Genomic DNA, 12,320 nt, shown 5'->3' on the forward strand with positions numbered 1-12,320 from the left:
GTTGCCCAATATGAAAGAAGCCCGCAGTTGCGGGCTTCTTTCATATCGGCTGTGTTGCCTTGTGGGCAGACGCGGTTACTCGGCAGAGACGGGGTAACCGGCTCCTTTCCAGGCGAAGATGCCGCCCGGCACCCGATAGACTTGCTGATAGCCCTGAGTCACCGCCCAGGCGGCAGCGTTGTGGCTGCGGCCGCACTTGACGAAGCCGCAGTAGATCACCACAGGACGGGACTTGTCTTCACCCAACAGTGCCTGGAACTGTTCCGCCGTGCCGCTTCCCTCGACGATCTCGCTCCAGTTGTCGGCGGCCTTGGCCTCCTTCACGAAGACAAAGTTCTTGGCGCCCGGAATGTGCTCTTTCTTGTAGGAGTCCTCATAGGGCATGGTGTCGATGATCACCAGCTCCTCGCCCTTGTCCATGCGGGTCTTCAGCTCGGCCACGGTCAGCAGCTGATAGCCCCCCTGCTGCGCCTCCTGTGCCAGCTGCACCGCCGATTGCTCCAGCTTCACCTCCTGCTCGAACTGGTTGTCGCCACAGCCCGTGAGGGCAAAGCTGGCGGCGATCAGCGAGGCCAGCAGAGTGCGGGATCGCAATGTCATCATGTCACTACTCCTTTAGAACGGGAAAAACGGGGCGGGAAGTTCGCAGCAGGGCGCCCGCAAGCGTCAGTAGCAGCAGATCCCGCACAATGGCCTCCGGCAACGAGCCGAGATCAGCCCTGCCCAGACAGCCGCAAGAGATGTCGAGCCCGATGGCAACGCCATAGCCCAACACCGGAATAAACAGGGCGAGCAGCCCGATCACCAGCCAGAGTCCCCAGCGCCGGTTGGCGATGACCGCAAGTCCAGCACAGAGCTCAAGGGCGATCAGCCCCCAGGCCACTGGCGGGATCAGTGACGGCCAGACCAGCCCGAAGGCCGCGATCTGTTCGACAAACAGGGCGGGGGATGTCAGCTTGAACCCGGCAGAGGCGAGGAAGAATCCCCCCAGCGCCAGATTGGCCAGCATGCGCAACAATGCAGGCATGTTCTACCTCTTTATAGAGAGGTGTGAATTCTAACAATTCCCGATTGAGCCGCAATGACTAAACCCATGCCGGACAAGATAAATCTCGATTTTGCGGGGTAGTGACCAGAATAAGTGCGCTAGACCCTGATGGTGGCGGTTGTGGAGGCGGAATGCTGTGGCTGTGTCGATTGCTCCCTGTCGTGCTGGTGGGTCAGCAGTTCGGCAGCCAGCTCGATGGCCCGCTCGAGCAGTAGCAGCAGGCTGTCGACCGTCAGATGATCGAGCCACTCGCGGGCCCAGATCAGGGTCTCTCCCCGCTCGGTCTGATCCAGCAGAAACACCGGCTCGTCGCCAAGGTGGTTGAGCAGGGGCGTGTTGGGCATAGCGTGGCCCGGTAGCAGCAGATAGATCACCAGATGGCCCTCATCCTCTGCCAGCGTCAGCACCAGCTCGTCGTTGATGGTCAGGGTGGTGGCTGTCTGTCCGGCCACCGGAAGCGGAAGTCCAAGTTGTGTGTACAGGGCGGTGATGAGAGCGTGATACATGGCCAAACCTCGGGCAGGGGGAGAGTGACACCCTATGCGGCTGATCGGTGGCTGCTTATCACTTGTCGTCATTTTTTTAGCGTTTTTGGTCGGCGGGGCGGGTGATTGTGCCGAAATTGTGAGCTGACAGACATCTTTTACGGGTCAGTCCGAATCCTAAAAAAGCGGGACCATCGCTGACAGGGTGACAAGGGGGGGCGGCGTACGCTGAGAATCTTCTCTCTCATCAACGCAGGTTTCTTACCATGAAAATTGCCTCCCCGGATATCGATGTAAGCCGTCATCAGCAGACAAGCCCTGATGCCACTCCACCTGCTACTGCTCGCCTTGGCAACGCCAGACTACGGCTGCTGGATACCGGTAACCGGGAGTTCGAGAGGGGGATCCGCCGTGGTATTGGCCATCGGCAGAGCCCGGAACTCAAGGCGGTCAAGCAGGCCGTGCGGCACTACCAGGCCCAGCCAACGCCTTCACTGGTCGGGTTGGCGAAGATCGAACAGGCGCTGCAGTTCTGGATCGACTCGGGCAAGAACCGCTCCCGTCAGCAGGATCCCGTGTTGCAAAAACTGGTCGATGACATCGCTGTCCGCCGTCAGGCGTTGGCGCAGGGTGGCCAGCCTCCCTCATTTCAGCTGGCGTGGGTTTGCAACGAGCAGGGGAGAGTCAATCAGCCTATCGAGAGTAACCAGCAGATCCGCCAGTGGTGCAGCGAGTTGGCTCGCCTGCAACAGGAGGGGGGCAACGACTTGTTCAAGCGGGAGCTGCAAGGGGGGCTAGACCTGATGTTCGGGGTGAGTGAGGGGATGATGGCGCGACGGTTGGAGCGGGCGCCGACCCGTGAAGAGGTCGCAGCAAGCCACGAGTGGCAGCTGTTTTGCGGGACCTTGCGTCAGGCCCTGCCCGCACTGGGTGAGCTCAAGCCCCAAGCCACTGCCGAGGAGAATGGTCGCGATATCCTGCTTACCCACAGTCAGTTGTTGGAGCTGGGCCACCTCAAGGAGGTTCTGGATCTCAGCATTCAGCAGCAGGTGAGCAAGCAGGGGGAGATTGGCCTGCTCAGGACCGAGCTGCTGACCGCGCTGGTGGATGGACTGGATGAGCCCTGGCTTGAGCGCGAGGCGCAGGAGAAGGCGCTCTGGCAGGGAGAGGCCGCATCAGGCAAGCACTATCAGAGTGGTGTACGGGCCGAGCTCAAGAGCCCTCTCTCTGCGGCCAGCAAGGAGCTGAAACCGGGTGAGCCCGTGAGCCACAAGGCCTTTGGCGGGCTCGGGCTGGTCAGTGCCAGTGCGCTGGTGGAGGCTTTCGCCAAGATCGAGATTGGCAAGTGGGAGGGGCGTCGCGACACGCCGGTAGGAGAGTTTGCCGGCAAGGTGGCCCTGACTCAGGAGAACAGGGCGAGTGCCAAGGCCGAGCTGGTGATTGACAAGGCGGAGGGCTCATTGGTGTTCAATCCCGTGAACAAGATCGTCAATGATACCGACGGATCGCGTTACACACCGGGACCCCATGACCTTAGTCTGCTGCGTATCGGGGCCAGTGCCGAGCTGGTGAGCAGGCTGGGGCTGTCGGTGGAGGGGAGCTGGACTATCGGCAATCTGCTTAACGCCAAGCTGGCAGGCTCGGCCGAGGTGGTCGCCAATGCCAAGCTGGAGGCCGCTGCTGCGGCTATCATGACCCCCAATGGGCCAGTGGTCAGCGTGACGGCCAACGCCTCGGCCTTTGCTGGTATGAAAGCTGAGGGGAGTGCCCAGCTCAGTCTGCTCAAGAGCCAGTATGCGGATGCCTATAGCCTTTCGGCCAAGGTACGCGCCTCCGCCAATCTGGGGGTCGGTGCATCGGCCGGTGCCACTGCGGCTTTCGGGCCACAGGGAGCCAAGTTTCATACTACCCTTGGCGTGACACTGGGGGGGGGGGCCGATGTCGGTTGGGAGGGCGGAGTCAATGCCATGGCTACCAAGGCTTATGCACTGGAGCTGGCTGCTCGTGCGGTAAGCAACTTTGATCAGCGCAAAGGGGAGCAGCTAGATGGACTGGCGATGGCGGCAGGGAATGAAAACCGTCTCTTCGAACTGGCCCAGCGGGTCGATAACCGGATTGTCACTCTCGCCACCCAGTTGGAGGAACTGCAGCTGGCGGCCAGCGAGAACCGGATCCGGATGCAGGAGAGCCTGATCGATCCCGATCTCGCTGCTGGTCGCACCGCCATGGCCCTGGCTATCGACGATGCCTTCGGTCAGGAGCGGGTCGATGAGCAGGGGGGCGTCACGGTTCCCGAGCGGGCCGCCGAGCGCAACGAAAAGCTTGAGCTCACCGCCCGGCTGCTAAAGGATCACGCTATCCGGGTCTAAGTCATCCCGAGGTGGGCCGGACAATGAAAACGGGCACCGCGAGGTGCCCGTTTTGGTCATTAGTGGCGCAGGCCGGTGCCGCGGGAGATAAGCCACCAGGCGATACCGTAGAGGGCCACGATAAAGCCGATGATGATGAGGTAGGCGGTGCCGAGCGGCACGTCGGAGATACCGAGGAAGCCGTAACGGAACGCGTTCACCATGTAGATGATGGGGTTCACCTGGGAGACGCCCTGCCAGAACGGGGGCAGCAGGCTGATGGAGTAGAACACTCCGCCCAGATAGGTGAGCGGCGTCAGCACGAAGGTGGGGATGATGCTGATGTCGTCGAAGGTCTTGGCAAACACCGCGTTGATAAGGCCACCCAGCGAGAAGAGGATAGCGGTGAGCAGCACGGTGAAGCAGACGCTGAACAGGTGGTGGATCTGCAGCGGCACGAAGAACAGCGACACCAGGGTGACGATAAGGCCGACACAGAGGCCGCGTGCCACGCCCCCGCCCACGTAACCGGCGATGATGACGTAGTTGGGCACCGGCGCGACCAGCATCTCCTCGATATTGCGCTGGAACTTGGCGCTGAAGAAGGAGGAGGCGACGTTGGAGTAGGAGTTGGTGATCACCGACATCATGATGAGGCCGGGCACGATGAACTCCATGTAGGTGAAGCCGCCCATGTCACCGATGCGCGAACCGATCAGGTTGCCGAAGATGACGAAATAGAGGCTCATGGTGATGGCCGGTGGCACCAGGGTCTGGATCCAGATCCGGGTAAAGCGGCTTACCTCTTTGGCCAGAATGCTCTTGAAGGCGATGTAGTAGATGGCCAGATTCATGCTTTTCTCCCCTCTTCGACCAGATTGACGAACAGCTCTTCCAGCCGGTTGGCCTTGTTGCGCATGCTCACGACCTGCACCTGCTGCTTCGACAGTTGCTCGAACAGGCTGTTGAGTGACTGGCTCTTGTCGAGATCCACCTCAAGGGTACGTTCATCCTGCATCCGGCCGTTGAACTCCGGCACCTCAGGTACGGCAGAACCTGGCGCAAGGTCGAGCAGGAAGGTCTCGCGACCCAGCTTGCCCAGCAGGTTTTTCATGCTGGTGTTCTCGATCAGGCGACCCTTGTCGATGATGCCGATGTTGCGGCAGAGCATCTCGGCCTCTTCCAGATAGTGGGTAGTAAGGATGATGGTGACGCCCTGCTCGTTGAGATCCTTGAGGAAGGTCCACATGGAGCGGCGGATCTCGATATCGACCCCGGCGGTCGGTTCATCGAGGATCAGCAGCTTGGGCTCGTGCATCAGGGCGCGGGCGATCATCAGGCGACGCTTCATGCCGCCGGAGAGGGTGCGGGCAGGCATGTCACGCTTCTCCCACAGATCGAGCTGGCGCAGATACTTCTCGGCGCGGATCTTGGCTTCTGCCTTGGGCACGCCGTAGAAACCGGCCTGATGGGTGACAATCTGGATCACCTTCTCGAACTGGCTGAAGTTGAACTCCTGCGGCACCAGTCCGAGCTGGGCCTTGGCCTGTTCCAGATCGCTGTCGATGTCGTAGCCAAACACCTTCACCTTGCCGGCGCTCTTGTTCACCAGCGAGCTGATGACGCCGATGGTGGTGGACTTGCCCGCGCCGTTCGGGCCGAGCAGGGCGAAGAAATCCCCCTGCCTGACGGTAAGATCGATGCCTTTAAGGGCTTCGACGCCCCCCTGATAGGTCTTTTTCAGGCCGCTGATTTCCAGTGCGTTCATTGCAACCTCTGTGATGGTTGAATCCGGCTCGATACAGAAAAGGCGGCCAAGGCCGCCTGCACAGAGTAAAGGGCGCAAGGCCGCTTCACCCGTGATATTCCTGAACCCGGCTTACTCCTGGGGTACCACTTTGCCGATAAACGGCAGGTTGCGGTACTTCTGGGCGTAGTCGATGCCACAGCCGACCACGAATTCGTCCGGAATGGCGAAGCCAATCCAGTCGACCGGCACCTGCACTTCGCGGCGGGAGGGTTTGTCCAGCAGGGTGCAGATGGCCAGGGATTTCGGCTCGCGCAGGGAGAGGATCTCGCGCACCTTGTTGAGGGTGTAACCGGTGTCGATGATGTCTTCCACGATCACCACATCCTTGCCCTTGATGTCATCGTCCAGGTCTTTGAGGATGCGGACGTCACGGGTGCTGTGCATGCCGGAGCCGTAGCTGGAGGCGGTCATGAAGTCCAGGGTGATGGGCAGCTGGCACTGGCGGCAGAGATCGGCCAGGAAGATGCAGGAACCGCGCAGCAGCGCAATCATCACGACTTCGTCAGAACCCTGATAGCGGGCGGTGATCTCTTCACCCAATTTGGCGATCCGGGCGGCTACTTCAGCCTCGGAGATCATCACCTCGACGGTGTGTTTCATCACTTACTCCCATAAGGCCAAAGGGGATTTGGCCGTTCATGAATATCAAAACCGATGATTCTACCACTCATGTTGAAGGGTGCTAGAGATACGTGGTGCTTTTATCGGCTTATTTTAATTGATAGAGTTAGCAGGCACTCAGGCATGATTAGTTAAAATACTATAAACACCATAATCAATAACTATTAGATGATAAAAACTATGGAACCACGCGCAGAAATAAGACGTCGTACCCGGCTGTCGCCGGAAGCTCGTCGCTCCCAATTGATGGAATGTGCCATCGAGGTGTTCTCCCGTCGCGGCATTGGCCGTGCAGGTCACGCCGAGATAGCCGAACAGGCCAAGGTCTCTGTGGCTACCGTCTTCAACTATTTCAACACCCGCGAGGAGTTGGTAGATGAGGTGCTGGCCGAGATCGAACGCTTTGTGAACCAGATGCTGTCGCAGGCATACGGTGACCAGGGCTCCATTTTCGACAAGATCCAGCGTCATGTACGCCTCTCTGTCGATGCCGCCTACGATCAACCGGATTATGCCGGTATCTGGCTGGAGTGGAGCTCATCGGTTCGGGAAGAGGTATGGCCCCGCTATACCCGGCTGCTCGATCACTGCCTTGAGCTGATCGCCAGCGAGCTGCAAACCGCCATGGATGCAGGGGAGATCACCAGTGTGCTGTCGGCACAGGATCTGGCCCGCTCTCTGACCGGTTTTGGCTATGTGATGATGCAGATGATCAATCAACCTCAGCGCCCGGTGCGCCAAGAGGTGACTGATTTCCTGTTCAAGTACGTGACGGCGCCAATTCAGGCTCGCTAACACGGCTTAACGAAAATACGGCGTCACTCATTGAGTGGCGCCGTTTTTTTATGGCCGGATGTGGCGGTCACCTCACTGGTGGCCATAGCCCCAGCGGTGGGTTAGCTCATGCTCGACACCCAGATGATCGAGGATGCGGGCGACCATAAAGTCCACCAGATCGGCGATGCTTTTCGGCTCATGATAGAAACCGGGGGCTGCGGGCATGATGGTCACCCCGAGCCGTGCCAGTTTCAGCATGTTCTCCAGATGGATCGCCGAGAAGGGGGTTTCGCGGGGCACCAGGATCAGTTGGCCGCGCTCCTTGATCACCACATCCGCTGCCCGCTCCAGCAGGTTGTCCGAGGTGCCGTTGGCAATGGCCGAGACGGTGCCCATTGAGCAGGGGCAGACCACCATCTGTTTGGGCGCGGCCGAACCGGAGGCCACCGGCGAGAACCACTCCTCCTTGCCGCAGGCGACAATCTGCCCCTCCTTGGCGCCATATTGGCGACAAAGATAGGCAGAGAGCTCTTTCGGCGAGCCGGGCCAATCCTGTTGCTGCTCGGTCTTGAGTACCACACGAGCCGCCGATGAGGCGAGCAGGTAGACCCGATAGTCCGCCTGCACCAGACACTGGAGCAGGCGCAGGGCGTAGGGGGCGCCGGAGGCGCCGGTCAGCGCCAGGGTGATCGCTTTGTTCATAGTTCGCCGTGGTAATCCTTGAGGCGGGCGATCAGCTTGTCATGAATGCCACCGAAGCCGCCGTTGCTCATGATCAGAATATGGTCGCCATCGCGGCTCTCGGCCACCAGTCGGTTGATCAGGGTCTCCAGATCGTTGAATACCTTGGCCGGTCGGGTCATATGGGCAGTCACTTCGCCGAGATCCCAGCCGATGTTGGGAGGCTGGAAGAAGAATACCTCGTCAGCACCATCGAAGCAGCCGGCCAGCTCCTCCTTGTGTACCCCCAGCTTCATGGTGTTGGAGCGCGGCTCCAGCACTGCCAGGATACGGGCTTTGCCTACCTTGGCGCGCAGACCTCCAAGGGTGGTTTCGATGGCGGTGGGGTGGTGGGCGAAGTCGTCATAAACGCTGATGCCAGCTACCTCGCCCTTGAGCTCCATCCGCCGTTTGGGGGATTTGAACTGGCAGAGCGCCGCAATACCATGTTCTACCATCACGCCAGCATGACGGGCGGCCGCGATGGCCATCAGGCCATTGTTGACGTTGTGTTCGCCGATGCACTCCCAGTGCACCTCGCCCTGCTTTTCGCCATCCAGCCACACCTCGAAAGCGGAGCCGTCATCGGCCAGCTTGACCGCTTTCCACTTGGCGTCGTCCTGACCCACCAGCTCCACTTCGCTCCAGCAGCCCATTTTGCGTACGGCGGTGAGGTTGTCATCCGTTTGCGGGAACAGCACCCGGCCGTTGCTCGGCACGGTACGCATCAGGTGGTGGAACTGGCGCTGGATGGCGGCGAGATCCGGGAAGATGTCCGCGTGGTCGAACTCCAGGTTGTTCATCACCAGGGTACGCGGGTGGTAGTGGACGAACTTGGAGCGCTTGTCGAAGAAGGCGCAGTCATACTCGTCCGCTTCGATGACGAAGAAGGGGGCGGAGCCGAGACGGGCCGAGACCGGGAAGTTGCCCGGCACGCCGCCGATGAGGAAACCGGGCTCCAGCTTGGCATACTCCAGCACCCAGGCCAGCATGCTGGCGGTGGTGGTCTTGCCGTGGGTGCCGGCAACGGCCAGTACCCAGCGATCTTGCAGCACATGCTCCAGCAGCCACTGGGGGCCGGAGATGTAGGGCAGATTGCGATCCAGCACATATTCAACACAGGGGTTGCCACGGCTCATGGCGTTGCCAATCACCACCAGATCCGGCGCCGGATCGAGTTGGGAGGGGTCATAGCCTTCGGTCAGTTCGATGCCCTGTTGCTCGAGCTGGGTACTCATGGGGGGATAGACATTGGCATCCGAACCGGTCACCCGATAACCAAGCTGTTTTGCCAACACCGCCAGACCACCCATAAAGGTGCCGCAGATCCCGAGAATGTGAATATGCATACCGCTTCCTTTCGCAGTAAAGGGAAGTGCGCATTCTAGGGGGTGTTGCGGTGGTGGCACAAGCCGCACTCATGGTGAGAAGCCCACAGATGCAGCACCGGAGGCAGAAATCTTGGCGCTGTTGGGATATGCGAGATTGGAATAGGCTGACGGGCTTTGTTTGAGGCTTGATATTGTGTCGCACTTTCTTACAATTCTTCGGTTTTGTGACGCACGCTACAGTTTTACGATATCGCCCTTTTCCAAAGGAGAGTCCCCATGGGCAAGTTCCTGCTTTGCTATCTGGTCGGTGGTCTGGTGGCCATCAGTTGGGCTGCGCTGCCCGCTCATGGTCCCTGGGAACAGTGGGACCTCGCGATTTTTCATACCGTTAACGGCTGGCTCGGGCAGTCGGCTCTGTGGGCCGATCTGGTGGCCATCACCAATAACCGGCTGTTCGATCTGGCGGTGCTGGCCTGTATGGGGCTGATCCTGGCCCGCTGCTTCTTCGCCCGGGATTTGGTGGGTCGTCGCCAACTGGTGGCGATGGGCATAGTGATGCTGCTGAGTGCGTTAGTGATCAACCAGCTTGGTCACCGATTGCCGGTGGAGCGTCCCAGCCCGACTCTGATGGTGGCCGATGCGCTGCGGGTGACCCAGATCAGCGGTATTCCGACCAAGGACTCTTCCGGTGATAGCTTCCCGGGGGATCACGCCCTGTTCCTGATGATCTTTGCCGGTTTTGCCCTGCGCTATCTGCCGCGCTGGGCGGGAGTCACCGCATTGCTGATGGTGCCGATCTTTTCCGCGCCGCGCATTCTGGTTGGCGCTCACTGGTTTACCGATGTCTATGTCGGCGCGTTGGGGCTGGCGACCCTCTGTCTGCCCTGGGTGCTGCTGACCCCGCTGGCGGATCGGCTGATAGAGCGCCTCGCCCCCCGATTGGCCCGTGTGCCGCTGCTGCGCAGTCAGACCCACTGATTGAACGTCGCAAAATAAAACGCCCCGACATGAAAATGTCGGGGCGTTTTATTATCCACCCACGAGATATCAGCCTTGATAGCCGTTCGGGTTGTTGCTTTGCCAGCGCCAGGTATCGACCATCATCTGCTCCAGACCGCGCTCAGCCTGCCAGCCCAGCTCGGCACGGGCCAGTGTCGGCTCTGCCCAGCACTCGGCGATGTCGCCCGGGCGACGGGGTTTGATCTGGTAGGGAATGGGTCGGCCGCTGGCCGCTTCAAACGCCCTGATCATCTCCAGCACCGAATAGCCCTGACCTGTGCCCAGGTTGTAGGTGAAGACGCCGGTGTCGCTCTTGATGCGCGCCAGTGCTTTCAGGTGGCCGATGGCGAGATCCACCACATGGATGTAGTCACGTACGCCGGTGCCATCCGGGGTCGGGTAGTCGTTGCCAAATACCCCCAGCTCCTTGAGCTTGCCCACGCCGACCTGGCTGATATAGGGCAACAGGTTGTTGGGGATGCCGTTGGGATCTTCACCAATCAGGCCGCTCTCGTGGGCGCCGACCGGGTTGAAGTAACGCAGCAGTACGATAGCCCAGCGGGGATCGGATTTGGCGAGATCGCGCAGGATCTCCTCCACCATCAGCTTGGAGCGACCATAGGGGTTGGTGGCGCTGGTGGGGAAATCTTCCCGCAGCGGTACCGAGGCGGGATCGCCATAGACAGTGGCCGAGGAGCTGAATACCAGCCGGAAAACCCCGGCCTTGGCCATCTCTTCGCACAGCACCAGAGTGCCGCTGATGTTGTTCTGGTAGTAGGTGAGCGGGATCTGGCTCGACTCCCCGACCGCCTTGAGGCCGGCGAAGTGGATGACCGATTCGATCTGGTGGTTGGCGAACAGCTGCTGCAGGCAGGCTCTGTCCAGCACATCCCCTTCGACGAAGGTGACCGGTTTGCCGGTGATCTGCTCGACCCGCTTGAGTGACGCCGGTGAGGAGTTGGATAGGTTGTCGAGTACCACGACCTGCTGCCCCGCGCCCAGCAGCTCAACCAGGGTGTGGGAGCCGATATAGCCGGCGCCCCCTGTGACCAGTATTGTCATTTTTTATCCCGTGTTCTGGTGAAACTGGGGCAGAGTCTAGCGCCCCTGTCTACTTGGGAAAAGGTTGGGATACCGATGACGCTTTCACCGCACCTCACAAAAGGCTTCACCACGCCTCAATAATCGAGTCCGATATCCCCTTTTGCGGTGCAGGAGCAGGCCAGAGCAACGCCGCTCTCCAGATCCTGCGCACTCAAGGTCATCACGCTCTGGCGCTCGATGTCACCTGTGGTGGTGCAACGACAGCTGCCACATACCCCGGCGCGACAAGCAGCCATCATGGTTTCGCCCGCAGCTTCCAATGCCGCCAGCAGGGTCTGACCCGGCAGGATTTTCACTTTCTTGCCGCTCTTTTTCAGGGTTAGCCAGAAGTGGTCGCTGGTGGTCTTGATGGGCTCTGCTGGAGGAAAACCGAAGGACTCCTGATGCTGCTGCTCCTGCGGCAGTCCCAGTTCGGCCAGCATGGTTTTGACCGCCGCCATATAGGGGGCCGGGCCACAGAGATAGACATGGCGTTCGCGCAGATCCGGGGCCAGTTCGGCCAGCATGGCGGGGGTGAGTCGGCCAATCCAGGGGTGATCTGCAGGGGCCTCTTCCATAATCAGGGCATGGCGTACACCGGCATGGGCCTCAGCCAGTGCAGCCAAGTCATCTGCGAAGATCACATCTGCTGGCGAGCGGGCGCTATGGATAAAGCGGATATCGGCATCCGGTCGTTTGGCGAGCTCGTCTCGCAACATGGCCCACATGGGGGTAATGCCGGAACCAGCGCTCAAGAGCAGTGGCCGTTCGCAAGGCAAGGCGGTCAGGTTGAAATCGCCGAACGGGCCATCCACCCGGATTTTGTCTCCCACTTGCAAGGTCTGATGCAGATGGTGGGAGACCCGTCCCACATCCTTGATAGTCACTTGCCAGAATACATCCTGTGGGCTGGAGGAGAGGGTATAGGCGCGGCACTCCGGCTGGCCGTCGATCTCGGTATGCAGGGTGATGCACTGGCCAGCCAGTACGGGAGGGAGGCTGCCGGAAAGCGGCGCCAGCTGCCAGCTCACGACGTCGTGGGTGTTCTGTTGGCGGCCAATGCAGGTGAGCGTGAGAGAGGTCATCACAAGGCTCCTT

General features: G+C 60.2%; 13 protein-coding genes. 3 read left to right on the top strand and 10 right to left on the bottom strand.

Annotation, left to right across the window (positions count from 1 at the left end):
• Nucleotides 1-75: 75 nt before the first annotated feature.
• The 3 genes from ACW5XC_RS13445 to ACW5XC_RS13455 all read right to left on the bottom strand — a co-directional run bounded on the left by ACW5XC_RS13445 (nt 76) and on the right by ACW5XC_RS13455 (nt 1,554).
• A complete protein-coding gene (locus ACW5XC_RS13445; RefSeq protein WP_042052381.1) occupies nt 76-603 on the bottom strand; it encodes a rhodanese-like domain-containing protein in 528 nt (175 codons plus the stop codon).
• Nucleotides 604-607: 4 nt separating this feature from the next.
• On the bottom strand, nt 608-1,027 hold the full coding sequence (locus ACW5XC_RS13450) for a MauE/DoxX family redox-associated membrane protein (RefSeq protein WP_042052380.1): 420 nt from the start codon (nt 1,025-1,027) through the stop codon (nt 608-610).
• Between the two features lie 119 nt (nt 1,028-1,146).
• A complete protein-coding gene (locus ACW5XC_RS13455) occupies nt 1,147-1,554 on the bottom strand; it encodes a type III secretion system chaperone family protein (protein WP_042052379.1) in 408 nt (135 codons plus the stop codon).
• A 245-nt stretch (nt 1,555-1,799) separates the two neighbouring features.
• Here ACW5XC_RS13455 and ACW5XC_RS13460 point away from each other — a divergent pair, with 245 nt between their 5' ends.
• On the top strand, nt 1,800-3,902 hold the full coding sequence (locus ACW5XC_RS13460; protein ID WP_042052378.1) for a hypothetical protein: 2,103 nt from the start codon (nt 1,800-1,802) through the stop codon (nt 3,900-3,902).
• Nucleotides 3,903-3,961: 59 nt separating this feature from the next.
• Here ACW5XC_RS13460 and ACW5XC_RS13465 read toward each other — a convergent pair whose 3' ends face one another.
• The 3 genes from ACW5XC_RS13465 to hpt form a co-directional block, all read right to left on the bottom strand.
• Nucleotides 3,962-4,735, bottom strand: a complete 774-nt coding sequence (locus ACW5XC_RS13465) for an ABC transporter permease (protein ID WP_019445351.1) — start codon at nt 4,733-4,735, stop codon at nt 3,962-3,964.
• Complete coding sequence (locus tag ACW5XC_RS13470) at nt 4,732-5,649, bottom strand: ABC transporter ATP-binding protein (protein WP_042052377.1); 918 nt, start codon at nt 5,647-5,649, stop codon at nt 4,732-4,734. The genes ACW5XC_RS13465 and ACW5XC_RS13470 overlap by 4 nt, the downstream gene beginning before the upstream one ends.
• A gap of 111 nt (nt 5,650-5,760) precedes the next feature.
• Nucleotides 5,761-6,291: a hypoxanthine phosphoribosyltransferase gene (gene hpt / locus ACW5XC_RS13475; protein WP_005335618.1), complete on the bottom strand. Its 531-nt coding sequence runs from the start codon at nt 6,289-6,291 to the stop codon at nt 5,761-5,763.
• A gap of 201 nt (nt 6,292-6,492) precedes the next feature.
• Between hpt and ACW5XC_RS13480 the strand changes: the two genes are divergently transcribed.
• On the top strand, nt 6,493-7,107 hold the full coding sequence (locus ACW5XC_RS13480; protein WP_042052376.1) for a TetR/AcrR family transcriptional regulator: 615 nt from the start codon (nt 6,493-6,495) through the stop codon (nt 7,105-7,107).
• A gap of 72 nt (nt 7,108-7,179) precedes the next feature.
• Here ACW5XC_RS13480 and ACW5XC_RS13485 read toward each other — a convergent pair whose 3' ends face one another.
• Complete coding sequence (locus tag ACW5XC_RS13485; RefSeq protein ID WP_042052375.1) at nt 7,180-7,791, bottom strand: flavin prenyltransferase UbiX; 612 nt, start codon at nt 7,789-7,791, stop codon at nt 7,180-7,182.
• Nucleotides 7,788-9,158: a UDP-N-acetylmuramate:L-alanyl-gamma-D-glutamyl-meso-diaminopimelate ligase gene (gene mpl / locus ACW5XC_RS13490; RefSeq protein ID WP_019445347.1), complete on the bottom strand. Its 1,371-nt coding sequence runs from the start codon at nt 9,156-9,158 to the stop codon at nt 7,788-7,790. The genes ACW5XC_RS13485 and mpl overlap by 4 nt, the downstream gene beginning before the upstream one ends.
• Nucleotides 9,159-9,416: 258 nt before the next feature.
• Between mpl and ACW5XC_RS13495 the strand changes: the two genes are divergently transcribed.
• Entirely contained in the window at nt 9,417-10,118 is a 702-nt protein-coding gene (locus tag ACW5XC_RS13495; protein ID WP_042052374.1) for a phosphatase PAP2 family protein, read from the top strand.
• A 69-nt stretch (nt 10,119-10,187) separates the two neighbouring features.
• On the opposite strand, the gene galE is transcribed toward ACW5XC_RS13495, so the two are convergent.
• Together galE and ACW5XC_RS13505 are read right to left on the bottom strand one after the other, a co-directional pair.
• Entirely contained in the window at nt 10,188-11,201 is a 1,014-nt protein-coding gene (galE, locus tag ACW5XC_RS13500; protein WP_042052373.1) for a UDP-glucose 4-epimerase GalE, read from the bottom strand.
• Between the two features lie 116 nt (nt 11,202-11,317).
• Nucleotides 11,318-12,307: a hybrid-cluster NAD(P)-dependent oxidoreductase gene (locus tag ACW5XC_RS13505; protein WP_042052372.1), complete on the bottom strand. Its 990-nt coding sequence runs from the start codon at nt 12,305-12,307 to the stop codon at nt 11,318-11,320.
• Nucleotides 12,308-12,320 lie beyond the last annotated feature (13 nt).

This window comes from Aeromonas sp. 25-AL00135 (assembly GCF_054052385.1).